Source organism: Streptomyces sp. NBC_00102, assembly GCF_026343115.1.
Lineage (GTDB): Bacteria > Actinomycetota > Actinomycetes > Streptomycetales > Streptomycetaceae > Streptomyces.
Genome location: NZ_JAPEMC010000001.1, coordinates 6,281,976 through 6,307,845, shown reverse-complemented (window position 1 = coordinate 6,307,845; position 25,870 = coordinate 6,281,976). Strand labels below are relative to the sequence as shown.

At 72.0% G+C, this 25,870-nt stretch carries 11 protein-coding genes; 6 read left to right on the top strand and 5 right to left on the bottom strand.

Annotation, left to right across the window (positions count from 1 at the left end):
* Positions 1–380: 380 nt before the first annotated feature.
* Both OHA55_RS27620 and OHA55_RS27615 read left to right on the top strand, forming a co-directional pair.
* Positions 381–1,415 (top strand): glycosyltransferase 87 family protein, encoded by a 1,035-nt coding sequence (locus OHA55_RS27620; RefSeq protein ID WP_266710366.1) that lies wholly within the window; start codon positions 381–383, stop codon positions 1,413–1,415.
* Between the two features lie 129 nt (positions 1,416–1,544).
* Positions 1,545–1,748: a type II toxin-antitoxin system VapB family antitoxin gene (locus OHA55_RS27615; RefSeq protein WP_266710365.1), complete on the top strand. Its 204-nt coding sequence runs from the start codon at positions 1,545–1,547 to the stop codon at positions 1,746–1,748.
* Between the two features lie 1,299 nt (positions 1,749–3,047).
* On the opposite strand, the gene OHA55_RS27610 is transcribed toward OHA55_RS27615, so the two are convergent.
* Positions 3,048–6,350: a S8 family serine peptidase gene (locus OHA55_RS27610; protein WP_266710364.1), complete on the bottom strand. Its 3,303-nt coding sequence runs from the start codon at positions 6,348–6,350 to the stop codon at positions 3,048–3,050.
* 317 nt (positions 6,351–6,667) lie between these two features.
* Positions 6,668–10,414, bottom strand: coding sequence for a S8 family serine peptidase (locus OHA55_RS27605; protein WP_266710363.1), 3,747 nt, complete (start codon positions 10,412–10,414; stop codon positions 6,668–6,670).
* A gap of 356 nt (positions 10,415–10,770) precedes the next feature.
* Between OHA55_RS27605 and OHA55_RS27600 the strand changes: the two genes are divergently transcribed.
* Positions 10,771–11,472 carry a helix-turn-helix transcriptional regulator gene (locus tag OHA55_RS27600; RefSeq protein WP_266710362.1) on the top strand — a complete coding sequence of 234 codons (702 nt, stop codon included), beginning with the start codon at positions 10,771–10,773 and terminating at the stop codon, positions 11,470–11,472.
* Positions 11,473–11,596: 124 nt separating this feature from the next.
* On the opposite strand, the gene OHA55_RS27595 is transcribed toward OHA55_RS27600, so the two are convergent.
* The 3 genes from OHA55_RS27595 to OHA55_RS27585 all read right to left on the bottom strand — a co-directional run bounded on the left by OHA55_RS27595 (position 11,597) and on the right by OHA55_RS27585 (position 20,578).
* Positions 11,597–14,938, bottom strand: coding sequence for an AAA family ATPase (locus OHA55_RS27595; RefSeq protein ID WP_266710361.1), 3,342 nt, complete (start codon positions 14,936–14,938; stop codon positions 11,597–11,599).
* Positions 14,939–15,023: 85 nt separating this feature from the next.
* Positions 15,024–17,978 (bottom strand): VCBS repeat-containing protein, encoded by a 2,955-nt coding sequence (locus OHA55_RS27590; protein ID WP_266710360.1) that lies wholly within the window; start codon positions 17,976–17,978, stop codon positions 15,024–15,026.
* A complete protein-coding gene (locus OHA55_RS27585; protein WP_266710359.1) occupies positions 17,978–20,578 on the bottom strand; it encodes a S8 family serine peptidase in 2,601 nt (866 codons plus the stop codon). The genes OHA55_RS27590 and OHA55_RS27585 overlap by 1 nt, the downstream gene beginning before the upstream one ends.
* 545 nt (positions 20,579–21,123) lie before the next feature.
* Between OHA55_RS27585 and OHA55_RS27580 the strand changes: the two genes are divergently transcribed.
* From OHA55_RS27580 to efeB, 3 genes are all read left to right on the top strand, one after another.
* Positions 21,124–22,857 (top strand): SpoIIE family protein phosphatase, encoded by a 1,734-nt coding sequence (locus tag OHA55_RS27580; protein ID WP_266710358.1) that lies wholly within the window; start codon positions 21,124–21,126, stop codon positions 22,855–22,857.
* A gap of 536 nt (positions 22,858–23,393) precedes the next feature.
* A complete protein-coding gene (gene efeO, locus OHA55_RS27575; protein ID WP_266710357.1) occupies positions 23,394–24,536 on the top strand; it encodes an iron uptake system protein EfeO in 1,143 nt (380 codons plus the stop codon).
* 77 nt (positions 24,537–24,613) lie between these two features.
* Positions 24,614–25,852, top strand: a complete 1,239-nt coding sequence (gene efeB, locus OHA55_RS27570; protein WP_266710356.1) for an iron uptake transporter deferrochelatase/peroxidase subunit — start codon at positions 24,614–24,616, stop codon at positions 25,850–25,852.
* Positions 25,853–25,870: the final 18 nt, after the last annotated feature.

Here is a 25,870-nt window from a genome sequence, read left to right as displayed (position 1 = left end):
ATCAGCACGCGCTGAAGCGCGCCTCACGTCGCGCGGGGCGTCATGCCGGCCACCCGGCAGCGTGCGCCCGGTTCGCCGGCGCATCCGACCTCTTGCTGCGCGTCTGTTCACTTGTGCGGACGACTTTCTAGCCAAGGCCCCTTTACATGCACATATCTCGATTTTCAGATGTTTCCGGTCGACGTCCGGGTCGTCGCTCCAGCATGGCTGTCCGCCGGTGGGACCTGTGGGCGTTGGCGGCGAGTTCCTTGATGGCCCTGGGTGTGGGGCTTGCTTCCGCATCGAACACATCGCAGCACCGTTGGGGACTTGCCGCTGCTGTCGCCTATGCCTGTGCCGCGCTGGTGTCGCTGGGTTCCCGTGTCCAGTGGTCTCGTGCGGTGGCCCTGATCGGCGTCGTCGGCGCGCTGGCGGTTCCGCTGGTATGGCTGACTGCCGTGGGCCTGCAGCAGATGGAGGTCGGCGTCGTCGAACGGTCCGCCCACCACTTCCTGGAGACCGGCACCCCTTACCTCTCGCACCCTGTCGCGGTGCGTGACTTCAACCCCTATCTGCCAGGCATGGCTCTCTTCGGGCTCCCCCACGCGCTGTTCGGCGAGACGGTGTCCTCCAGCGCCCGCTTGTGGAGTCTGGCCGGGTTCGTCGCCGCGCTGGCCGCTGCCGTGGCCGTGCTGGTCAAGGGACGGCCCCGGGCCCGACGCACGGCGGTGACGGGGGCGGCATGGATCGTGGCCTGCCCCGTGGTGGCGCTGCCGCTGGCCATCGGAGGGGTCGATCCCGTGGTCGTGGCCTTTGTTCTTCTGGCCCTGGCCTACGCGCACCGGGGCCGTTCCGTGGGTGCGGGTCTGGCGCTGGGAGCGGCAGCCATTCTGAAGTGGACCGCGTGGCCGGCCATACCCGTCATCGTCGCCCTCCTGGCCGCGACCAAGGGATCACGCGCCGCCAGGACCACGGCCGCAGTGGCGGTCGCCGTGGCGGCGTCGGCGGTCGTCCCGCCGCTCCTGGCCGATCCGCGCGCCTTCCTCGACAACGCGGTGCTCTACCCCTTCGGACTGAGCGATACCGCCTCGACCGCCGCCAGCCCGCTCCTGGGTGCCCTCCTGTCCGCCGTGCTGCCCCATGGCAAGGCCGTCGCCGTGGCTCTCATAGGCGTCGGCGCCATAGCCACGGCCGCATCGCTCATCGTTCAGCCGCCGACGACCACGGCGGCTGCCGCCCACCGGCTCGCGCTCGGCCTCACCATCGCCATTCTGCTGTCTCCGGCAACCCGCATCGGCTACGCCGTCTATCCCCTCACCCTTCTGATCTGGGCCCGCTGCACCACCCCGGCCAGGCCACAACCGGCCCCGGAACCGACGGCGGACCAGGGCACCAGCAGTCCAGTACCGCACCCGGTCGCGGAGCGGCTCCGATGACAGCTCGTCACGGAACGAGTCGTTTGCCCCGGCCGGGTCCCGACTCCCCCCTTCCTGGACGGGGCAACCTACCCATCGCAGGCCGTCAGCGGCTTGAATGGGCCCCGCAGGAACTCTTCAGGAGGTGTCATGGCGAAGGTCACCATCAGCCTGGACAGCGAATTGGCCATTGAGGTCATGCTGTTGGCAGGCACCAAGAGCCCTCAGGAAGCTGTCGAGTTGATCGTCCGGGACTACCTGGCACGGGGGCGCCGCACAGAGGCTCGTGCCGGCAGCGCCGCCGACCAGGATCGCCTCGCCGACAGGAGGTCGGCGCCAGAAGAGGGCCGATGAGCCTCCGAAGGAGACCGGCGTGTCAGCTGGTGGTCCAAGGTCCTTCCCGGTGTCCGTCGATCCTGTCTCCGAGCACCTGTGGGAGCGAACGGCTCCACCGCTACCCGGGCGGCAGCCTCCGACGTCGCCGTCATCCCGGACGGCTACCGGTGCCGGACCGGGCTGCGCCGACGGGCAGCGTGCAGGTGTTGCGCGAGGGAGTGGGGATCCGGTGCGAGGTCCCGGTCCAGGCCGTCGGGGCCGGCGGACGACCGTCCCCGGCGATCTCCCCGCGCAGCGGCACTCCCGGGGCAGAAGATCCGCAGATGTCACCGCTTGGCGTCGAGCCCGCCGGAGTCCGGCGATCACGAGACCACCGTCAGCACGATCTTGCCTTAGATGTGGCCCTGTGCGGCTCGCGTGTGTGCGCCGCCCCGGCAGCCTGACCCGGGCCGACCGAGGTTCATGGGACCAGCCGGAACAGGGCGGCCTCGTCGCTGCCGAAGCGAGCGTGGACAGCGTACTGGGTCATGAGATTCCGCCAGTTGGGCTCGCGGCCGTGAGCGTGCCTGAACGTCTGGTACGCCTGCGGGCCCGTCCGCGGGCGGCGCCAAAGCGGCCGGTGTGTCAGCTCGTCAGGTCGGGGCGCTGCGTCACCCGGACCGAGTTGACCAGGGGCGTGCCGGTGACCGCCCTGAACGCGATGTCCAGTCGGCCGTCGGTGACCTTCACGGTGAACACCTTGGTCAGAGCGATACCCCGCGACCCCCTCTCGGCCCGAGCGCAGCAGTTGCTGCTCCTGGGAGGTTGCGGCTCCGGTGATGTCCTTACGGGTGTAGGTGAGGACGGTGTCGTCGCCCACGAACCCGAAGGAGCCCTGCGCGTAGGGCTTTTCCCCGGCCCAGGTGTCGCCGAGGGCGTCGACGGACGGCGTGTCGGTCCCTACGTCGACACCCTGCCGGTACGCCGGTACGACCAGCTTCGCCGGAAGCGAGAGCGTCGGTCCGCGGGCGCTCTCCGACGTCACCACGAGGGTCCCGGTGTAGACCGTGCCCGGCTTGGCCGCCGACGTGTCGAAGGTCAGGACGACCTGCTGTCGTGCGCCCGCGCCCAGCGTGCCGGAGGCCGGAGCTGCCTTCAGCCAGGAGGCGCCGGACTTCTCCGCGATGGTGTACGGGGCGGAGGAGCCGTCGTTGGTGAGGGTCAGCGTGCGCCTACGCCATGTCGTGTCCTCGCCACCTCTGGCAAAGCCCCGCCGGCCCCCGCCGACCGGGGGGCGGGCCGGCGCCTCCGCCGGGGGCCGGCCCGCTCGTGTCCGTGCTACCGGCGGGACTTGTTGACCTGGAAGGCCCGGGTGACGGTCTGCTCGACCGTACTGCCGTCGCTCGCCGCGACCGTGGCGCGCAGGGTCGCGTACGAGGCACCGGGGGGAGCGGTCAGATCCGCGTGCGCCGGCGCCCCGTGGTGGCCCGAGGTGAGTCCGGCAGGGCGCCAGGTGGCGCCGTCGTCCCAGCTGACCTCCAGCCGAACGGGCCCGACCGTGGCTTCGACGGCCCCCGGTGCGCGTTGGACCTGTACGTCGACCCGGGTCGTGGCGAACCGAGAGGCTCCGCCCGAGGCGTCGAGACCGTACGGGGTGAAGCGGACGGCCATGAGCGGCAGGAGGGTTCCGGCGCCGGCGTCGGTGTCCGACGCGAAGGTCCACTCCGCCCGCACCCGGGTGGACAGAGCGGCGTAGGGCTGGTCACGGGTGATGTCCGCGCCGAGCGTGTAACGGGCGGGCCCGGCCGGAACCGTGATGCTCTTGGCGCTGCCGACGGCGCTCCACTCGCTCACCTTCCGGCCGTCCGCGGCCAGGACGAGGGTGCCCGACGCACCCCAGTCGGTGCCTCCTCGGGTGCCGTCGCCGTCGGCGAACCACGGTGTCCCGGCCCAGACGACGGTGTCGCCGACCCGGTAGGCGGGCGCGGCCGGGAGCGCCGGTCCGACCACCGCGGCGGCGAAGTCCAGGCGGCGCAGGGCATGGGGGCCGAACGTCTGCGCGGAGGTCGCCAGGGACTGACGGCCCGCGACCGTGGCCCGGTCGAGCCACTCCCCCGCCGTACGGAAGTCACGCACCGTCGAGGGGAAACGGACCGACTGGTCGATGAACAGCGGCAGCAGGACGTCGTCGTCCGGGGTGGCTCCACCGGTGCCCGCGGCGGGGACGCCCTGTGCGTCGAAGTGGACGCTCACGTCGGTCAGGTCACGGCGCGCGACGGAGAAGGCGGGCCGGTCCGGGACACCGTGGGTCCAGGTGCGCGCCACGTGGTAGAAGAACGGGCTGGGGGCGGCCGACGACGCGCCCTCGGCCGCGAAGACGGCGAAGGTACGGTACTTCGCGTCCGCGTCGTCGAACGGCGTCGCGTACAACGACTGACCGGCGCGTTGACCGGTGGTGACCACGCTCAGCGTGTACGTCCCGGTCCCGGCCGGCACGGCGAGTGCGGCCTGCACGGCGGTGGCGCGGGCCTTCGGGTCGTGGACGTCGGCACCGACGGGAACGGCGGTACGGGCGTCGAGGTCGACCGCGGTGTCCGCGACGGGCGTGACCGAGGCGGCGGCCATGGTGGTGCTGCGCTCCGTACCGGAACCGCTGATGATGGACATGCCGATCCAGTACTGGGCCTCGGGCACGGTCACCGACCCGGTCCCCGCGGTCATGCGCACCGGGTACCGGTCCCCGGTCCAGCGGTTGACCATCATCGCGGATCCGGTCGCCGCGGTGCCGTCCCGCTGCTCCGCGTGAAGGGTCACCAGGTGGGTGGGGACCGGGCTGTCGACGCCGAGGATCGTACGGGTGACGGGCTTGCCGTCGTGCGAGGCGACCAGGACCGCGGACCACGGGCCGTGAGGCAGCGTCGTCGCGCGGGTGGTGACGTTCGCGGTCGCGGTGGAGTGCGCGGGAACGGTGACCTCGTCGCGGTCGACCGAGAACTGTTCGGCGTTGCCCGGCTGCGCGGTGGGCGACATCGGTCTCTCCAGAGCCAGGGCGAGCGTCGTGGCGGTGTCTGCGGAGTTGGTGAAGGTGACGGTGTGCTCGGTGTCCTTGCCCGCTCCGGCGGACCAGTCGGCCGTCGTCGTCAGGTTGGCCGGGGAGGCGAGGACGGTCTGTCCGGCGGCGCGGCCCGCGTCGACCCGGCCGGTGCCCTGCTGGAAGGGCGAGCGCTTCGGGTTCGGCTCGGCACTGTTCATGAGCGCCGTCTTGATCTGCTCGCCGCTCCAGTCGGGGTGCGCCTGGGCGACGAGCGCCGCGGAGCCTGCCACGTGCGGGGTCGCCATCGACGTACCGCTCTTGGAGGTGTGGCCGCCGCCCGCCTTCGCGGCGACGATGTCGACACCGGGCGCCGTGATGTCGGGCTTCACCGCGTTGTCGCTCGGACGCGGTCCTCGACTGGAGAACGGGGCGAGTTCGTCGTGGGAGTCGACCGCGCCGACGGCGAGCGCGGAGTTCGCGATGGCGGGGGCGCCGACCGTACCGGTCCCGAACTCGCCATCGTTGCCCGCGGCGACGACGAAGAGGGTGCCGGTGCTCGCCGACAGGTCGTTGATGACCGCGATCGCGGGGTCCGTCTCGTCCGCGGGGCCGCCGAGGCTCATGTTGACGATGTCGGCGTGCGCGGTGTTGACCGCCCAGTCGATGCCGGCGAGGACCGCGGAGGTGGTGCAGGAGCCGGTGCTGTCGCAGACCTTGCCCACGGCGAGGGAGGCGTCGGGAGCGACGCCCCGGTAGGTGGCGTCCGTCCCGGCGATGGTGGAGGCGACGTGTGTGCCGTGACCGTTGTCGTCCTCGGCGCTGTCGCCGCCGACGAAGTTCGACGAGACCGTCACCCGGCCGGCGAGGTCGGGGTGGTCGGAGTCGAATCCGGTGTCGAGCACGGCCACCGTGACGCCCTTGCCGGTGTAGCCGTCGCTCCACGCCTGCGGGGCGTTGATCTGCGGGACGCTCGTGTCGAGGGCGACGTGCATCCGGCCGTCCAACCAGAGCTTGCCGGCTCCGCCGGCGAGGGAGCGGCCGGTGCCGGCGGTGAGGCGCTTCCAGGTGGTCGCCGCGTCGGCCCTGCCGTGCGGGTCGAGCGCCGTCAGTCCGAGGCGGGGGATCGTGCGCCCGGGGCGGGCGACGCCGCCCACCGCCGCACGGGCCTTCTCCGCGGCGCCGGATCCCTTGGCGTGCTGGACGATCATCCCCACGGCCCGGTCGGCAGTGGTGCCCTTCGTGCCGTATCCGGCCTCCAGCAACGCCTTGACGTCGAAGAGGCGGGGGTCGATCCGGCCGGCGGCGAGCAACGGTTCGGCGTCCTCGGGCACGACGCGGACATCGTCGGACCCGAAGGAATCGATGGTGAAGGTGACGTCCCCGCGGCCGGGCGCGGCGGTGACGGTGGTCGAGCGGATCTCGGCACCGGACCGTTCGACCGTCACGGTGTCGCCGGTGGGCAGCGGCACCGTGAGCGTGGAAGGCGCGGGCGCGGGCGTTCCCGGTGCGGCGACCGGCAGGGACGGGTCCGCCGCGTTCGCGGCGGTGACCGGCATGAGCGCGGCCGCCACCAGACCGGCCGCCGCCACTGTGCGTCTGACGTGCATGGAGAGAACCCCCAAGAGTCGCTGAGCGAGGACGCGACGTATCCTCGCAGCGCATGAGACGCTCAACCGGCCTGTCACGGTGGCGACTTGACGACACGTCGTAGATACGCCACCGGCCCGCCCGGCCCGGTGGCACCACGCAGGGCCGGACCGTCGTGCGACGGTCCGGCCCTGCGAGGTACCGCGGAATCATTCCGTGCGGTCCGGTGCGGTCCGCTCCACCAGGCGCATCGTGGGCGACGACACGGCCGAAGTGGTGCGGGGCGATCCGGGCCGAATCGGCCGACGGCGCCCGGGAGGGGCGGCCCCGCGGCGCGTCAGCGGACTTCGTACGCGCGGACCGCCGTCTGGACGACCCGGGCTCCCTGTCCGTCGGTGAGGGTCAGCCGCAGGTGGACGAAGGTGCCCGCCGGGGCATCGCCCGGAACGGTCGCCCGCCACGTCCCGTGGGACCGCTTCACGTCTGCGGTGCGCCAGTCGGTGACCGCTTCCGTGGTGGCCTCGTCGCCGTAGGCGTACTGCACATCGGCGTCCTTCAAAGTCACCGGGCCGTCCGCACCGTCCACGACCGCGCCGACGCCGATCGTGGTCGCCTCGCCCGCCGGGCGGGTGTTGCGCAGGTCGGACGGGAGGTCGAGAACCGGGACGAGAAGACGCTGGGCTCCTTGGTCGGCCGGGCCGGAGCGGAAGTTCCACTCCGTGGCGTACGCGAGGCCGGTGCGGTCGACCGCGGAGGCGGACCGCCGCCAGGTCTGGCGGTAGGTCACGTCGGCGCTCGCCCCGGGGAGCTCGTACATGCCCGAGACCTGGGCCTGCGGCTCACCGTCGACCAGGAGCTGACGCGTACCGAAGTCGGACGCGCCGGCGGTCGAGTCGTGGCCGCCGGCATCGCCGAACGGGGCGACGGTGAAGGTGAGGCGGTTGGCGGAACGGTTCATCAGCGCGGCGCTGTAGGTGTTGCGCACAGGACCGTACGGCGACTTGTACCAGTACGCCGTGGACGATCCCCGCACCGCCTCGCGGGGGCCGTCGTAGGCGGTACCGCCGTACGGGCCGAGGTCGCGGCGCATCAGGGTCGTCCAGGTCAGGCCCTCGCCGCCGGACGGTGTGAAGTACTCGGTGCGCTGCTGCGGGGCGTGCAGCGGCAGCGTCGTTCCACCGGCCCAGATCGCGGCCATGCCGGGCAGGCCGACCTTCACGTCCGACCAGTACGTCGCGTCGCCCGCGGCCTGCTGCACGTGGTAGCGGGCATCGGTGACGGCGAGCTTGCTGTCGCGCACCCGCTGGACACCGGGGCGGATCGCGTCCTTCGAGGTGTACGCCAGGTTGTAGACGTACGGGCTGTTCGCGGTCGCGGTGCCGGACCAGCTCACCTCCGCGGAACCCGACCGGGCCGCCTCGGCCTTGAGTGCGAGCGCGTCGTCCCAGGTGATGGTGGCCTGGGGAACACCCTCGGGGCCGGTGATCTGGAAGCGGCCCTTGCTGTCGGGGACGGCGGCCAGGACGCCTGCGGCACCTGCGCGCGCGGCGGCGGCGGCCCACAGGTAGGCGTTGCCGCCACCGGTCCCGGCGTCGACGAGGGCGACCTTGCCCTTCAGGTCCTGGGCGGCGAAGTTGGCGTCCGTGCCCTTGCCGATCGCGACGACCTCGGCGGCGCCCCGGCCGTCGAACTCGGTGGCCTTCTGCACCGGCAGCGAGTCCAGCGCCCGTCCGCCTCCCGTGGTGAACCGGGCGAGCGGCGCGGTCTGCCGGACGGACGCGAGGAAGGTGACCTTGTCGGCGTGGCGGACCGGCTGGGCGTAGATCGCCTTGGTGTACGACGGGACGGAGGTCGCGTAGCCGGCGAGAAGCCGGCCGGTGCTGTCCAGGCCGTAGGTCAGACCGATCGCGAACCCGGCGGGCGTGCTCGCACGGTCGGTGTCCCAGGCGACCTGCTCCGCGTCGCGGGCGTCCAGGGTGACGGTGGTGTCCCCGGCGACGGTGAGCTCCGGCCGGTAGAGCTGCGACACCGATGCCACGCTGCCGACGTCGCCCGCCTCGTCCCTGGTCATGATCAGACCGCTGAGGGAGTACGTGCCGAGCGGGACCCGGATCGTGGTGCTGCCCGCGGCCGGATAGCCGAGCGTGTACCGTCGCGCGGTGTCCCGGTGGTCGTCGAACAACTGGAACGTCGAGAGCGAGGGCGCGGGGTCACCGTGGCGGTCGAGGCCCTCGACCGTGAGGTCGGCCGACGGCACCTCCAGGTGCACGCCGAACGGGACGGTGACGCGCACACCATGGGCACCGGTCCCCACGAGGCGGCCGGTGAGCGTTCCGTAGTCACCGGCGTCCAGCTTCGCCGCCGGGTCGATGCGGACCGGTACCTCGGCGGTGCCGTTCGCCGGGACGGTGACCCTGGTACGGGCGGGCGCGGCGAACCCGCGGACGCGCGAACCGTCGTCGCCGCGCACGTCGCGCACGTCGAGGGTGAGCGTGACGTCCTCGTCCGTGACATTGGTCAACGCGACGGTCCTGTCGACCGGGTCCAGTCCGGCCTGCGGGTACGCGAAGTCGCCGAGCAGCGGATCGGGCTCACCCGTCACCGGCTGGGACATCCCACGGGCCACGTCCATGGGCCCGGCGCCCTGGTCCAGGACGGGAGCGTCGGAGCTCTTCGCCGACGAGGTGAGCAGCGCCTTGAGCCCGGCCGGGGTGAGTCCGGGGTGCTGCTGGAGGAGGAGAGCGGCGCCTCCGGCGACGTGCGGGGTGGCCATCGACGTACCGGACATCTCCTGGTACGCGTCCGCGCCGCGCCCGCCCGCGCGCGCCGCGACGACGTCGACGCCCTGGGAGGCGATGTCGGGCTTGGCACTGATCCCGTCCGCGGAGGGTCCGCGGCTGGAGAAGTACGCCGTCCTGTTCTCGCGGTCGACGGCGCCGACGGTGAGGGCGCTCGACGCGCAGCCGGGCGTGGAGACGGTGCCACGCAGCGAGGCGTTGCCCGCCGCGATGACGAACAGGGCCTTGCCGCTGAGGCGTTGGACGGCTTCGACGTCGGGGCCCGCGCAGCTGGTGGCACCGTCGGCGCCGAGGGACATGGAGACGATCTGCGCGCCCTCGGCGACGGCCCACTCCATTCCGCTGACGATGCCGCTGATGGTGCCGGAGCCGTCGTCGCCGAGCACCTTGCCGACGAGCAGACCGGCCCCGGGGGCCATGCCCGTGTAGCGGCCGTCGGAGGCGGCGCCGGTGCCCGCGATCGTGGACGCGGTGTGCGTGCCGTGTCCGGTGCGGTCCTGGGCGTCCTGGCCGTTGACGAACACCTTCGTCCCGGTGATCCGGCCGGCGAGGTCCGGGTGGTCCGCGTCGACTCCGGTGTCGAGGACGGCGACCTTGACGCCGGAACCGTCGATCCCCGCCCTGTGGGCGGTAACCGCTCCGGTGAGAGGGACGGTCGGGGTGCCGAGCCCGCCGACCGCGGTGCCCCTGACCTTGGCGTCCAGCCAGATGCGGGTGACACCTCCGGCGACACGGGCCGAGCCCTTCGCCGGGGCCAGGGCCTGCCAGGCGTCGGCGGCGGTCTTCTTGGTGACGGCGAGTCCGGCGCCGCCAATGGATTCGAGGACGGCCGAGGTCCGCGTGCCGGGCCGGGCGGCGCGCGGCGCGCGGCCTCCGGCGTATTCGACGATCACCGGCATGGTGGCGGAGTGGGCGTCGTCGTAGCCGTCGGCGACGAGCCGGCCTATGTCGAAGAGGCGCGGGTCGACGAGCCCGGCGTCCACGAGGTTCTCGACACCTTGCGGGAAGACGTAGGTGTGGCTGCCGTCCTGCCAGACGGCGGCGGGGTGGTCGGTGCCGTCCACGGGGCGGGGTGCGGCCGACAGGACTCGCCCGTCCGGGGCAAGGCGAGCGTCGACGACGTCACCGGTGACCAGAGTGACGGTCGCGGTGCGGGAGGGTGCCGTGCCGGCATTGGCCACCGGGTCGGTCGCGGCATCGGCGTGTGCCGCGGGCATGCCGACGGCCAGCAGGGCAACGGCCGCGAGGCCGACGGCGGTGGGCCGCCATGCTCGGGTGCGTCTCACGTAACAACTCCTGACGGAATGGGGCGTTGGACCAGCAGCGTCGCCAATTCCGCTCCCGCATGGGCGCGTCCGGGCTGGCGAGTGGACGCCATGGCGTAATCCCGACAACGCGGCGAGCGTGCGTGCCGGACACCGCCGGACGGGGCTTTCACCACACGCTCCAGCCGCCACACGCTCCCGGAGACCACCGAGTCGGGCCCCCTGCCACCGGCGTGTTCCGCGGCGGTGAGACTGGGGGCATGTCGTCCGATCCCGTTACACCGTCACCGCGACCCGAGGGCGCAGCGGCGCCCGCCACTGCCGAGCGCGCGTACTTCACCGAACTTCAGGGGCAACTACGCGGAGCGGAAGCCACGTTGACCAGGCTCCTGGACGAGTGGACGCCCGGCGGCGGGGCCGACGAGCACCTCGTCCGGGTCTGGCAGGGCCGGTCGGAACAGGCCCGCCGCATCTACGACCTGGAGTACTCGGCCCGTACTTCGCTGTACGGATTCCAGTCCGGGGCGAACACGGTCGCCCCGGTTCCGTCGACGCTGCCCGACGGGCCGGTGGAACAGCCCTCGGACGGCACAGGGCCCCCGATGCGCAGGGACGGGAACCCGGACGCCTCCTACCGCGTCGTCGTGGACCGCGACTTCCTCTCGGAGCCCGCGGCCCTGCGCGCGCTCGATCTGCGGGTGGAGCGGGGCCACCAGGTCCGGGTCGTCGACCAGCCACTCATCAAGCTGCTCATCGCGGACGGCGAGACGGCCATGGTCCAGGTGGAGCCCGGACGGTCGCTGGAGCTGCGGCCCCCGCTCGTCGTGCTCGCCACCGAGCTGTTCGAGTCGGTGTGGCGCCGCTCGCGCCCGTACCTGCGCGAGGACGGCGATCTGAACCCCACCGATCGTCGCATCCTGCAGTTGATGCTGTCCGGGCTCACGGACGCCGCGACGGCCCATCAACTGGGCACGTCGCCGCGTACGGTGCAGCGCCGGGTGCGGGCGCTGATGGACCTGGCCGCCGTGACGTCGCGCGTCCAGCTGGGCTGGTACGCGATGCGCAACAACTGGGTGTGACCACCCGCGCCGGGGACCGTCCGCCGGCGTCGGTTCCGGGCGGCCCCCATAAGACTCGCCCGCCGATCGAGAAGCTGTTCGGCGTGAAGCGGAGAAGAAGCTCCGGCAGCGGCCTCGCCGGGCGCTACGCCTCCTGCGGCAGTCCTCGCGCCCAGGCCGCCCGGCGTGTCCCCGCCGGGTAGGGCAGCGACGCGGCGAGCGACTCCGCGCGGGTCAGTTCCCCGGCGCCCTCCGGTGTCCGGCCGAGGCGGGACAGCGAGGCTCCGAGGGCTGTCCGCGCCTCCACCTCGGCGAGCCGCTCGCCGGTGCGTTCGGCGCGGGCCACCTCGGCGCGGGCGAGGCGCAGGGCGGCTTCCGGGTGGCCGGACAGGAGTTCCGCCCAGGCCACCAGCACGGGAGCGTCGTCGGTGTGGCCGTCCAGGACATGCAGCACCTCGTCCGGGCGGTGCGTGTGCAGGGCGAGTTCGGCGCGTGCGGTGCGTACCTCGTGTCCGGCCTGGCGGTCCCCCAGTGCGGTTGCGGCGGCCTCCGCGCGGTCCAGGAGGGCCGCCGCCTCGTCCGTGTCGCCCGCGAACACGCGGACCCGGGCCATCGTGGCGAGGGCGTACGGAAGGCACCAGGCCTCGTACGCCTCCGCGCCCGACACCGCGGCCGCGGCCAGCGCGCGGGCCGGCTCGGGTTCTTCGAGGAGCAGGCGCAGTTCGGCGAGGTTCGCCCGCTCGAACGCGGCGGCCGTCGGATCGCCGGACTGCTCTGCGAGGCCGAGCGCGCGGCTGCCGATCTCGACGGCCTCGCGCAGTCGGCCGGCCCGTCGCGCGTTCTCGCGCAGGGTGGACAGGACCGAGCCGAGCAGCGTCGGGTCTCCGTAGGCCTCGGCCGGCGCCAGCGCCTGGTCCCCCGCCTCGCGTGCCTGGTCGAGCCGGCCGGCGAGGCCGAGGTTGGCGGCCTGCAGGGCGAAGGCGCGGGCCGCCAGCCCCTGTCCGGTGGTGCCGGGTACGTTCCGGGCTGCCGCCAGGGCGTGCCGGGCCGCGTCCGCTCCGGACGTGTACCTGCCCTGGACGCAGCGGACGACGGACAGGGCGAGGTGGTGGCCGGCGGCGGGTTCCGGACCGGTGTCCGGGGTCACCGGGTGTTCCCGCAGTGTCCGGCGGGCGGCGTCCGGAGCGCTGGTCTTGACGAGTGTCTCGGCGAGCAGTGCCGCCGCGAGGACCGCGTCGTCGTGGTCGCCGCGCCGCACGAACTCCGCGAGGGCGAGCCGGATCGCGTCGGCGGCCTGCTCGAAGTGGCCCATTCTGCGCAGGACATGGGCGTGTGCGAGCCGGGCGCGGGCCGCGTCGACGTCCAGTCGCTCCACCAGGTCGCGGTAGTAGCGGTCGGCGGTGTCGTTGGCGTAGAGCGCCGCGGCCCGTTCGGCGGCGCGGCGCAGGTACTCGGCCGCGCGCGGGTCGTCGGCGCGTGCGAAGTGGGAGGCGAGGGTGTCGACGGCATCGGGCCGCCGCCGCTGGACCGTTTGGGCGAACGCCGCGTGCAGCTGCCTGCGGCGGACCGTGGTGAGCTGTTCGTAACAGGTCAGCCGGACCAGGGGGTGGCGGAAGGCGACCCCGGCCTCGGACCGGCCGGCCACCACCACCTGCCGTTCCTCGATCAGCGAGGCGGCGATGGCCCGTTCCAGCGCGTCGGCCGCCGCGGCACCCGTCACCGGCGGGCGCAGACCGTGTCCGGCGACGTCGAGCAGTTCGGTCAGTGCCGCGTCGCCACCGGCCGCGGAGAGCGCTTCGACCATGCGTCGCGCGTCCGCGTCGAGCCGTACGAGCCGGTCGGTCACCAACTCCCTCACCCCGTCGGGGGCCAGGTCCCCGGCTTGGCCGTGGGGCAGGCCGCGGGCGAGTTCGAGCGCGAACAGTGGGTTGCCGAGGGAGAGTTCCCATACTCTGTGGGAGGAGTCCTCCGTGCTCCCGGCGTCGGCCGCCACCGCGTCCCGCACCACGGCCAGGCAGGATTCCCGGTCCAGGCGCCCCAATTCCTCGCGCACGGCGAGGCGTTGGCGCAGCAGGGATGCCACGGCCGAGCGGCGCGCGTCGGCTTCGGGGAGTTCCTCCTCGCGGTAGGTCGCCAGGAAGCGCAGTTCCGTACCGCGCTGCACGGCCCGTCGGGCGAGATACCCGAGGAGTTGGTACGAGCCGGTGTCGGCGTCGTGCAGGTCGTCGAGGACCACCAGCACCGGACGTGCCGCGGCCAGGTCGCCGAGGAGTGCCGTGCCCGCACGGAACAGCCGGTCCCGCTCCTCCTCCGGGCTTCGTTCACCGGTCGTCCCGACCTGCCCGAGCGAGGGGAGGAACGCGGCCAGTTCGGGGTACTCGGCGCCGACCCGGGCGCGTTCGGCGGCGCTGTGTTCGACGAGCCATCCGTCGAGCGCCTCCGCGAACGCCCCGTACGGCGTCTGGCCCCCGGCGTCCTGGCCGCCGCCCCACAGAACGGCCGTACCGGCAGCGGCGGCCCGCCGGGCGACTTCGCCTACCAGCCGGGTCTTCCCCACGCCGGCCTCACCGGTGAGCAGGGTGACGGGGGGTCCGCCCGCGGCCAGGAGGCGTTCGAGCACGGCGTCGCGGCCCCGCAGCGGCGGGGCGGCGTTGCCGGCGCGCAGCGGTGCCGGGAGCAGTGGTGTGGCGGGGGAAGGGGCGGGAGCCGCGGCGAGCGCGGCCCGGTGGAGCCGTTCCGTCTCCGGCCCGGGTCGTACACCGAGTTCGGTGTCGAGGGCCTCGCGGCACACGTGGTACTGGTGCACGGCGCGGCGCCGCAGCCCCTGGCGCAGCCAGGCGTCGATGAGGATGCGGTGGGCCAGCTCCTCGGCGGGGCTGCCCGTGAGGACCTGTTCGGCGACGGCCGCCGCTTCGGCCGTCGCGCCGCGATCAAGGTGTTGCCCGGCGAGGCGGAGCAGCACCTTCTCGCGCAGCAGGAGGAGCCGGCCGCGCCGGTCGTCGGCCCAGCGCGCGTACCGGTCCTCGGGCAGCAGCTCGCCGGTGAACCGGTCGAGCGCGGCGGACAGCTCGTCCACCCCGCCGTCGGCGAGGGCGGTGCGGGCCGAAGCCTCGGCCTCGTCGGCGTCGATCCACACGGTGGCCGGGTCGAGGTGGAGGAGGGCCCCGTCGGACACCAGGTACGAGGAGGTGGCGCGCGGGGCGAGTTCGGGTTCGAGGGCGCGGCGGGCGGCGTGCAGGGCGACGCGGAGGCTGCCGGCGGCGGCCTTCGGATCGGCGTCGGGCCAGCACACGGCGATGGCCTCCTCGCGGTGGAGGCGGTGTCCGGGGACGACGGCGAGCAGCTTCACCAGGGCGCGGGCACCGGGGCGCGGCCACCGGTCGGCGAGGGCGGGGCCGCTGTCGCGGGTGGCCCGGAAGCCGCCGAGCAGGTGCAGGCGCAGCAACGGCGCGGCGGGAGTGGTGCTGTCCGGTCGTTGCGCGTTCATCAGGATGCACTGTAATCGAACATGTTGTGGACCCCCCGGGCGAGGCCCGGGGGGTCGGTTTCACGTCAGGGCGTCAGCCCGTCGGTCAGGAGAGCTTGTAGGTGGCGACCTGGTGGATGCCGTTGTCGTCGACCAGGTAACGGCCGCCGAGGTCCTCGGCGAGCCGGTCCGGGGCGTAGTCGTCGCCCTGGAGCGAGAGCACCTCGTCGGTGCCGTCGCCGTCGAGGTCGGCGGCCAGGAAGTTCCGGGCGCCGATCAGGTCGGCGTCGCCGAGAGTCGACTGGAAGGACTGGCCGCTCTCGAAGAAGTCCGCGTCCCCGGCGTAGGCGGAGATGGCCCCCTCGCTGCCGGCGATGAGCAGCTTCCGGCCACCGGGTCCGGTGGCGAACGCGCCGTTGTAGGTCTGGCCGATCACCGAGGCCAGAGCGTCCTCGGTGCCCTCACCGGAGTACCTCCGGAAGGTCGAGGTGCCGGCCTGGTAGAGGCTGCCGTCGTCGGTGAAGAAGCCGCCGTGCGTCCACAGACCGCCCATGGTCGTGGAGTGCACGACCTCGCCGGTGCGGCCGTCACGGATCTCCATGTACGTGTGCGGACCGGTGGCGTCGGTGGAGCCGACGCCGGCCTGCGAGGTGATCTCCCACGTGTAGACGACCGCGTGGCCGTCCGCGTACGGGATCTCCGGGGAGGCGAAGGTTCCCTTGTACGTGAGCGCGGCGTGGATGATCCCGTCCGTCGACACGGCCGGGGCCTCGGGCGCGAGGCTCCACTTCGTCTTGCCGGTCTTGGCGTTGAGCGCGACCGCGGTCGCCCCCGGGTCGGCCAGGTCGAGCGAGTCGACCTTGGAGTACGAGGCGTAGACCTTGCCGTCCTGGACCGAGGCGTCGGAGAAGATCACGTCGCCGGCGGCCGCGGGCGCCGCGTGGGACCAGATCTTGTGCCCGTCGCCGTAGTAGGCGTTCAGGGTGTTCGTCGGGACGACGATGTCCTTCTCACCGTCGCCGTCGAGGTCGGCGAGCTCGACGGAGTGGACGAACTGGCCGCCGCTGTCGATGGTGGCCAGCGTCTTGCCGGTCTTGGCGTTGAGGACGACCACGGCGGAGTCGGCGGCGACGACGATCTCGTCCTTGCCGTCCCCGTTGACGTCACCCTTCTGCATGTCGTGCACCGAGCCGGGAACCGTGGCGCGCCACAGCTTCTCGGGCTTGCCGGAGACGAGCGAGGGACCGGAGTAGGCCCACACGCCGTCCGACGAACCGGCCATCACCACGTCGGACTTGCCGTCCTTGTTCACGTCGGCGGTCTGCGCGTAGGAGATGTCCGCCTGGAGCGGCGTGATGCTCTGCTGCTTGCCGTTGCCGAGCTTGAACGTACGGATGTTCTGGCTCTGGTCGATGACACGGACATGGGTGCCCTCGGCGTCGCTGAAGACGTCCTGGTACATCGGCGCGCCGGCGAGGCCCTTGTTCTGCCAGACGAGGGCACCCTTGCCCGAGTACACGGTCGTCGCGGCGAAGCGTTCGCCACCCGCGTTCTGCGACCCGGAGATCATGCGGTCGTCGTCGCCCGCGACGACGAGCTTGCCGTCGGCGACCTGGAGGCGCCAGACGTTCGGCCCGTCCTGGTTGTTCTCGGCGTCGCGCTTGGTCGTCTGCGACCAGAGCAGCTTGCCGGGTGCGTCGCCGTTGACCACGCGCACCGTGTTGGCGTTCACCTGGAGGTAGTTGTCCAGGGAGGACTCGGCGACCGCGTACTCGTCGCCCGCCTTGGCGGTGAGGTCACCGACCGTCAGGGCGGTGGGCAGCACGTTGACCCGGCTGTCCAGGGTCGTACGGTTGCCGGTCTTCAGGTCGTACGCGGCGATCTCGTACGTCACCGCGTCGTTGACGTCGGACTGCTCGACGGCGACGAGCCGCTTGCGGCCGGCGTCGACGCGCAGCTGACGGCTGTAGAGCAGGCTGTCGGTCTTCCAGGTGACCGAGCCGTCCGCCACGTTCAGGGCGAGGGTGTGGCCCCGGCCCTCCACCGTGCTGGTCATCGCGCGGTCCCAGGAGACGGCGACCTTGCCCTTGCCGAGGTCCTGGATGTCGCCCCAGGCGGCGTCGCCCGTCTCACCGGTGTCGTACGTCCACGTGGACGACGGGGTCAGCTTCCCGTCCGCCGAGGAGAAGCGGATGCCGTACAGCTTCGCCGTGTCGGAGGCCGGCGAGTTCATGTTCATCCGGGGCGCGTCGGCGACGAGCAGCGTACCGTCGACGATCTTGACCATGGTGGCGTAGTCGTACAGCTTCGACCACACCGTCTTGCCGGTCTTGCCGTCGAGGACGGTCACGAAGGTGCCGTTGGGCAGCGACGAGCCCGGCGAGGTGAACGGACGGTAGGACGCGATGCCGACGCTCGCAGAGAAGACGATGTCGTCGACGCCGTCACCGGTCAGGTCGCCCGTGGAGTAGCCGGAGTCGGAGGACGGGGTGAACGGCGAGACCGCGTTGTAGCCCATCATGATCCGCACCGGGTACGGCTCGGTCTGCCACGGGCGCAGCGGCTTGACCTGCCAGTCCGCGTAGTACGAGGTGTTGGTGCGCTCCCACACGGACTCGCCGTCGGCGGAGTGCAGCTGCACGTTGCCCCGGCTGTGGACGGTGAAGTAGTCGCCGTCCTTGCCGACGGGCACGGTCGCGCCCATGCCCCGCACGCCCTCCAGGGAGGAGGTGCCGGTGAAGGTGACCGGGGCGGCGGCGTCCGTGGCGGCGTCGGTGGACGCGCCGTCCAGCGAGGAACCGGAGCCGGAGGGCTTCGTGTCCGTGCTGTCGCCGGACGTGGGCGCGTCCTCGGCCTGGGGGCTGACCTGGTTCTCGGCCGCGTCACCGTACGGGTCCAGGGCGACATCGGCGGTCAGCCGCTGCGCCTGGGCGGCCGTCAGCTTCAGGACGCCGTCACCGTCGTCGGCGGCCAGGGCCTGCGGCGCGATGCTCAGGCAGAGCCCGGCGGCGACCAGGGCTGAGGCGAGCTGGACGCCCCGCCGCGAGTGGAGGCTTCTCATCACTTGGCTCCCTGCGTGAAGCGGATCGCCGAACCGGCGGTGATGACCGACTGGTTGTAGGCGTACTGGAGTGCGTCGGTACCGGCCTGGTTCTGGATGCCGACGGTGGCACCCGCGCCCAGGTCCGCGACCGACTTGTACTGGAGGGTCACCGCGCCGGTCGCCTCGTCGAAGACGGCCTCGAAGGTGGCGCGCCCGGTGGTGCCGTTCGCGTAGGCCGCGTCGTTCCAGACGACGGCGAACTTGCGGCTGCCCTTGGTGCCGGTGGTGGCGGTCTGGACGGACGACTTCTTGTCGAGCGTCAGGTCGTCCCAGAGCGGGGCGATGAAGCCGTTGGGGTTGTACGCGGTCGGCAGCGTGGTGTTCGCGTAGTCACCGACGCGCGGTGCCAGGAAGTTCAGCATGCCGTCGGTGGTGACGGAGGTCGTGGAGTACGAGACCCCGTACAGCTTCACCGGGAAGGGCAGCGAGATCGTCGTGGCGTCCTCGTCACCGGTCAGGGTGACCTTCTTCGAACCGGCGATCCAGGAGTAGGCGGCCGGGGCACAGCTGTTGCCGGTGGCGTCGGTGCGGGCCGGGACCTGGACGTCCTTGGTCAGGTCGGCGGCGGCGACGGTGGTGGCACCGGTGAAGACGCCGTTGCACAGGACCGGCACGGTCGGCTTCACGGTCAGGGTGTAGGCGCCCTCGGCGACCTTCGGAAGGGTGTACGTGCCCTTGGCGTTGGTGGTGACCGAGGGGACCGGGGAACCGGTCAGCTCGACCGTCGCGCCGGGGAGCGCCTTGCCGGTGACGTCCAGGACGGTGCCGGTGACCTTGTGCGAGGGGACGGTGGAGAGCGCGACGTCCTGCGTCAGGGCCTGGTTCTCGGTGATCTCGACGCCGGTGACCTGGGCGGTCGCGTAGCCGTAGCCGCTGAGCGCGAAGTCGTAGGTGCCCGGGTTGAGCGACAGGCGGTACGTGCCGTCGGCGCCCGTGGTGACCGTGCGGGTGCCGTAGGTGGCGTTGGTGGCCTTGACGATGGCGCCGGAGACGGCGGTGCCGGTGGCCTTGTCGGTGACCTTGCCGCTGACGGTGCCGGCGGTGTGCGGGGCCTTGTCGACGGACGCGAGGATGTCGAGCTTGCCCTCGCCCCAGACGTTGTTCATGCCGGCGGTGCCACCGCAGTGGGTGTCGTCGACGTCACGGGCGCCCTGGTTGAGCAGGTCCCGCGTGCCCTGGATGTCACCGATCAGCGACGGGGCCGCCGACCACAGCAGCGCGGCCGCGGCCGCGACGTGCGGGGTGGCCATCGACGTGCCGTTCTCCGTGTTGTACGAAGAACCCGGCCACGTCGACTCGACGTTCACGCCCGGCGCCGAGATGTTCGGCTTCGCCGAACCGTCGACCAGCGACGGACCGAAACCGGAGAAGGACGCGATCTTGCCGTTCGCGTCGTACGCGCCGACTCCGTAGGAGGTCACCTGGGAACCGGGGGCGTGCGCGGTGGAGCAGGTGGTGCCGTCACCGTCGTTGCCGGCCGCGAACGCCTCGAAGATGCCCGCGGAGTTCCAGGCCTCGACGATGTCCTGGTAGAACGTCGTGTCGTCGCCGCCCCAGGAGTTGTTGACGATGTTCGGCGCCATGTCCGGGCGCGGGTTCTGCCCGTTGTGGTCGGTCGGCGCGAGGATCCACTGGCCGGCGGCGAGCAGGTACTCGTCCGAACACTGGCTCGACTCGCAGCCCTTGGCGGCGATCCACTTGGCGTTCGGCGCGACGCCGATGCCGTTCTTGCCGACCATGGTGCCCATCGTGTGGGTGCCGTGACCGTTGTTGTCGCACGGGGTGCCGTCGGCGGGGCACGTCCCGGACGGGTCGTAGAAGTTGTAGTCGTGCGTGAAGGTGCCGTCGCCGTTGTTGCCCCGGTACTGGGCCACCAGGTCGGGGTGGTCGTACTGCACGCCCGAGTCGACGCTGGCGATGACGATGCCCTCGCCGCGGTCGTCGTACTGGTTCCACACGTCGTCGGCGTTGATGTCGGCGACGCCCCACTCGGGGGTGGTGTCACCGTTCGCGGAGGAGTCCGTGGCGCTCTTGGCCGACGAGCCCGCGGCAGAGGGGTTCGTGCGCGACGCGGTGATCTTCGCGTCGGAGGTCTCGCTGTCGTCGAGCTGGTAGTGCCGTTCCTTGACGATGCTCGCGACGTCCGAGCGCTTCGCCAGCTGATTGATCAGGTCCTGGTCACCGGTCACCTTGACGGTGTTCGCGATCCAGTAACCTTCGTGGCTCACCTTTTCCTTGTCGAGGAAAGAGTTGAGCGACTTCTGGCTGGACGCGGCGTGGGCGCGCAGCTCGCCGTAGGCGGCCTTGGCACGCGCCGCGTGGGACTTCTGCTTCTTGGCGGAGGACAGGTCCGCCTGGTCCTTCAGCGTGACGAAGAAGGTGGCTTCGCCGCCGCCTTCGACGGCGGTCAGCAGGGCGGAGTCGACCTTCGGGGACGGCGTGGACGTCGTGGGGCCGGCGGCCGCCGCCGATGCCGGAGCGGTGAGCATGGCCGTCGCGGCGAGAGCGACGGCCGTCCAGACGGCGGCTCTGCGCCGGGGCGGTGGAGACAGGTGCATCGGGGGCTGCCCTTCCAGGAACGGTACGGGGAGCCCGGACGCTAGGCAGAGGGCGTTACTCGTGCATTACAGAGCCCCGGTGGGGCGGGCCGTCGTCGGCCCCTCCCTTTTCCTGGACGGTCACGACGGGTCGCACACGTCGGGAGGTCCCCCGGATCGTGACGCACCACCGGTCAGTACCGTCCACCTCCGCGAGGGATGAGCATGCCCATACGGGCAGGCCGACGATTGCTCCGGTGACGACGGCCCCGCTGACCAGGGGCCGGCCTTCACGCCGAGCACGGTGAGCGAGGGGACGAGCGCGTTGCGCAGCACCGGGCGGAGCGGGCCGACCACTCCCCCGGCAGTGACGGAAAGCGACCCTGCGACGACACCTGGCCACCGTTCCGTCGCGCGCGACCGGGTTCGACATGCCGCCCGGCGGTCTCGCCCCATACTGAAACGGGGGACACGGCCGCGCCCCCTCCCCCACCGATCCCCCGTCGTCCCCGAATCCGTCTCCCAAGCCGTCGGCCGTGGCTCGTACCCAGGTACGGAGGTGCAAGGTGACCGACTCATCCGAGCTCGGCGCACTGCGCAGACGTCAGGCGCTGATGGACGAGGCGGGCGAACGCCTCGGCTACAGCCTTGACGTGCGGAAGACCGCACGGGCCCTGGCCGACCTGCTGGTTCCCGGCGTCGGCGGGCTGGCGTTCGTGGATCTCGCCGAGGAGGTCCTCAACGGTGACGAGCCTCCCCGCTACGACACCGGGGAACTGAGCCCCCGCATGATCCGGACGGCCGCCGCGGGCGATGCCCACCCCGGCCAGTTCGAGATCGGCGAAGCGGTGCCCCTGACCGCGCGGGTGCCACGCCTGCGCGAGATGTTCAGCACGGGCGACGTGATGATGGATCATCACGGCGCGGCGGAGCAGCTCAGCAGGAGCGTGGGACCCGCCCTGGCCCGGCGCATGCTCCCGGCGGACGCCGGGTCGAGGCTCATGATGCCGCTGTGCGCACGGGGTCTGGTACTGGGCCTCGCCGTCGTCGTGCGGTGCAGGCCGGAGTGGACCGGTGACGAGGAGGATCTGCGGCAGTTCTCACTGATCGCCTCGCGGGCCGCGCTGGCTCTGGACAACGCCCGCCGCTACGAACGCGAACACCGCACGGCACTGGCCCTGCAGCGCCAGCTGCTGCCGTCCGCGACCACGGACTCCACGGCCGTGACCACCTTCGCCTCCTGTCTCCCGGCAGGCCGCCGGAACGTCGGCGGAGGCGACTGGTTCGACGTCATCCCCCTCTCCTCCGCGCGGGTCGCGCTGGTCACCGGCACGGTCGCCGGCCACGGTCTCCGGGCCAGCGCCACCATGGGACGCCTGCGGAGCGCCATGGACACCCTCGCCGAACTTGACCTGGAACCGGACGAGTTGCTGACGCATCTCGACGAGCTGGTCCAGCATCTCGACGCCGAGTCCGGCACCGAAGACCATCGCGTCCGTGCAGCCTGCACCTATGTCGTGCACGATCCCGTCCTCGGGCACTGTGTCGCGGCCGCCGCCGGCGGCACGGCACCGGTGCTCGTACCTCCCGAGGGCCCGGCGGTACTGATGCCCGTGCGCCCCGGTGCCGCCCTGGGTGAGGGTGGAGCGCCGTTCGAGGTCAGCGAGTGGGAAGTGGCTCCCGGCACGCTCGTGGCCCTGTACACCCATGGGCTTCTGCGGGTGCTCGGTACCGGGCCCGACGACGATCCCCGGGTCGCCCTGCCCCGCATCCTCCAGCAGGCCTCGGTCGCGGAGGACGGCCGCCGCAAGGAACCGGAGGAGATCTCCGCCGAGGTCCTGCGGAACGTGGGATCCGAGGGGCCGCCGGAGGACGTGGTGCTCCTGGTCGGACGCCTGCGTACGGTCGACGCGGCGCACACCGCCCAGTGGTCGATACCGGCCCGCCCCGAACTGGTCGCCTCCATAAGGTCCGCGGTGTCCCGTCGACTGAACGACTGGGGGCTGGACGATCTCACCGTCATGGCGAGCGAACTGGTGGTCAGCGAGTTGGTGACCAACTCGGTGCGGTACGCCGGAGGTCCGCTGGACGTGCGGCTGATACGTACCGACGACACGCTGGTCTGCGAGGTGCGCGATCCCGCCAGCACCCAGCCGCGCCTGCGCAGAGCCCGCACCACCGACGAGGGCGGGCGCGGCCTCTTCCTGGTCGCGCAGATGACCGATCGCTGGGGCTGCCGCTACGGGGACGACGGCAAGACCATCTGGACCGAACAGCCCATCGCGGCGGAGGCGTCCTGACCGGCTGCCGAGGGTGAGGGCCGGACGCTCCTTGCCCGGGGGCCCAACAGGCCGCCGGGCGGACAACTCATGCCGGGGAAACGGGCCGACGGGCGGACAACTCACGCCGGGCGAGGGGGCCATGGGCGGAGGCGTCGCCGGTCCCCGCCCGGTCCCATCCGGATCCGCCGCACCACCGGCGCCCGTCCCCTGCTTTCCCGCCCTCCTGTACGGATCACGCCCACCTACGTCTACAATCCAGTAGACGCACGCCTGTCGATCGCCGACGATCACGGAAGGGCCGGGCGTCGATTCAACATGCGCGAGCCCCTATATCACGCGCAACTTTGCGCATCCTTGACTTCATCGATCCCAAAGCGTGAGAAATCGTTCACCGGGTGACGAATCATCACTTCGAACGAGATGCAGATCACATGCGCTCACGGAACCCTTCGCCGCCGACGGGGATAAGTTAGGTCAGCCTCACCTCACCCCTGCGGCCTCCGTCGGAGGGCACGGGGTCCCTTCGGCCTGTCCTGACACCTTGGAGATCCGCCATGCGCGCTGCCCCTCTTTCCGCCGTCACCCTGGTCTCGGCGGCCGTCTGCCTCGCGGCCCTGACCGGCTGCACGGAGAAGAGCGACTCCGAGGCGGACGCCGGACGGACCATCAAGGTGACCGCCGGGGACGACGCGTGCGAGACCTCCGCGAAGACGACGGCCGCGGGCAAGGTCGTCCTCGACATCAGCAGCACGGGCTCCAAGGTGACCGAGGTGGAGATCCTCTACCCGGACGGGCGGATAGCCGCCGAGCGGGAGAACATCGGCCCCAGCACCTCCCACAAGGTCACGGGTGAGCTCAAGGCGGGCTCGTACGAGATCGCCTGCATCCCCGGCATGACCGGCAAGGGCTACCGGCAGCCGCTGAAGGTCACCGGCGAGAACACCGCCGCGCGTGACCCCGAGGCCGACAAGGCGGTCGCGGCCTACCGCACCTACGCACAGGAGCAGGCGGACGCCACCCTTCCCCTGGTGAAGGTCTTCACCGACGCGGTGCGGGCCGGCGACCTGGAGGCGGCGAAGAAGGCGTACGCCCCCTCCCGCCTCGGCTGGGAGCGCACCGAGCCGGTGGCCGAGTCCTTCGGCGACATCGACCCGCTGGTCGACACCCGGGCGGACGGCCTGGAGGAGGGCCAGAAGTGGACGGGCTGGCACCGGCTGGAGAAGTCCCTGTGGGCGGACAAGAAGATCACCGCCGAGGACAAGCAGCTCGCGACGCAGCTGCTGAGCGACCTGACCGACTGGCAGAACCGCGTGGGCACGGCCGTGATCACCCCCGCCTCGATGGCGAACGGGGCGAACGACCTGCTCACCGAGGTGGCCACCGGCAAGGTGACCGGTGAGGAGGACCGCTACTCGCACACCGACCTCGTCGACTTCAAGGGCAACATCGAGGGGGCCGAGAAGGCGTACGAGCTCCTCAAGCCGACCGCCGCCAAGAGCGACCAGGCCCTCACCTCGGAGCTGGACGCCCAGTTCGCCAAGGTGGACACGCTCCTCGACCAGTACCGCCCGGACGCCACCAGTTACGAGTTCGTCTCCTACGACAAGGTGTCCACCGCCGACCGCAAGAAGCTGTCGGACGCGGTGAACGCCCTGGCCGAGCCGGTCTCCAAGCTGGCGGCCGCGGTCGTCAAGTAGCCTCCGGTTCCCGCTGGGCCGGGATTCGTGCGATCAGCGCAAGGCGGCCCCCTGGGCCAGGCGAAGGGTTTGTTGAGATGACCGAGGACCACCGTGTGCCCCCTCCCTCCCGGCGGGCGTTGTTCGGCTGGGGCGGAGCGGGGCTGGTGGTGGGCGCGGCAGCGGCGGCGGGAGGAACGTTGGCCGTCACGCGCTCCGGGGGGACCGGGGAGTCGGGGGCCGGCGCCGTCGCGTTCCACGGGGCCCACCAGGCCGGTATCGCCACACCGGTCCAGGGGAGGCTGCACTTCGCGGCCTTCGACGTCACCACCGAGGACCGCGCCGCCCTCGTCGGGCTCCTGAAGGAGTGGACGCGGGCGGCGGCCCGGATGACGGCCGGACGGACCGTCGGGGAGGGGGCGTACGGCGGGATGCCCGAGGCCCCGCCGGACGACACCGGCGAGGCCCTGGGCCTCGACGCCTCGCAGCTCACCCTCACCGTGGGCTTCGGCGCCTCCCTGTTCGACAAGTTCGACCTGCGCGACCAACTGCCTGACGCGCTGGCGGACCTGCCGAAGTTCTCCGGGGACCAGCTCGATCCCGCGCGCAGCGGCGGCGATCTGTGCGTCCAGGCGTGCGCCGACGACCCGCAGGTGGCCGTGCACGCGATACGCAACCTGGCCAGGATCGGGTTCGGCAAGGTCGCCATCCGGTGGTCGCAGCTCGGATTCGGGAAGACGTCCTCCACCACCCCCGAGTCGCAGACCCCTCGCAACCTCTTCGGGTTCAAGGACGGCACGAACAACATCTCCGGAACCGACACCGCGACGCTCGACAAGCACGTCTGGGCGAAAGCGGGCGACGGTCCCGCGTGGATGGACGGCGGTTCCTATCTCGTGGCCCGGCGCATCAGGATGAACATCGAGACCTGGGACCGGACGCCGCTCGGCGAGCAGGAGGACGTGTTCGGCCGGGACAAGAAGGTCGGTGCCCCGGCCGGCCGCAGCACCGAGCGGGCCGAGCCGTTCCTCAAGGGGATGAAGCCGACCGCCCATGTGCGGCTCGCCCACCCCGACTCGCACGGCGGCATACGCATCCTGCGCCGCGGTTACTCCTTCACCGACGGCACGGACGGCCTGGGGCGGCTCGACGCGGGCCTGTTCTTCCTCGCCTACCAGCGCGATCCGCGCACGGGTTTCATCCCGATCCAACGGGCGCTGTCGCGGCAGGACGCGCTCAACGAGTACATCCAGCACGTCGGTTCGGCCCTGTTCGCGATCCCGCCCGGTGTCCACGACGCCGACGACTGGTGGGGCCGCGCCCTGTTCGGCGCCTGACAACTTCCCCGGACGCCC

Bases quoted from the DNA above. Each gene is read 5' to 3' on its own strand.
- OHA55_RS27610 (WP_266710364.1), bottom strand. From the start codon at position 6,350: ATGCACGTCAGACGCACAGTGGCGGCGGCCGGTCTGGTGGCGGCCGCG.
- OHA55_RS27615 (WP_266710365.1), top strand. From the start codon at position 1,545: ATGGCGAAGGTCACCATCAGCCTGGACAGCGAATTGGCCATTGAGGTC.
- OHA55_RS27590 (WP_266710360.1), bottom strand. From the start codon at position 17,978: ATGAGAAGCCTCCACTCGCGGCGGGGCGTCCAGCTCGCCTCAGCCCTG.
- efeB (WP_266710356.1), top strand. From the start codon at position 24,614: ATGACCGAGGACCACCGTGTGCCCCCTCCCTCCCGGCGGGCGTTGTTC.
- OHA55_RS27585 (WP_266710359.1), bottom strand. From the start codon at position 20,578: ATGCACCTGTCTCCACCGCCCCGGCGCAGAGCCGCCGTCTGGACGGCC.
- OHA55_RS27595 (WP_266710361.1), bottom strand. From the start codon at position 14,938: ATGAACGCGCAACGACCGGACAGCACCACTCCCGCCGCGCCGTTGCTG.
- efeO (WP_266710357.1), top strand. From the start codon at position 23,394: ATGCGCGCTGCCCCTCTTTCCGCCGTCACCCTGGTCTCGGCGGCCGTC.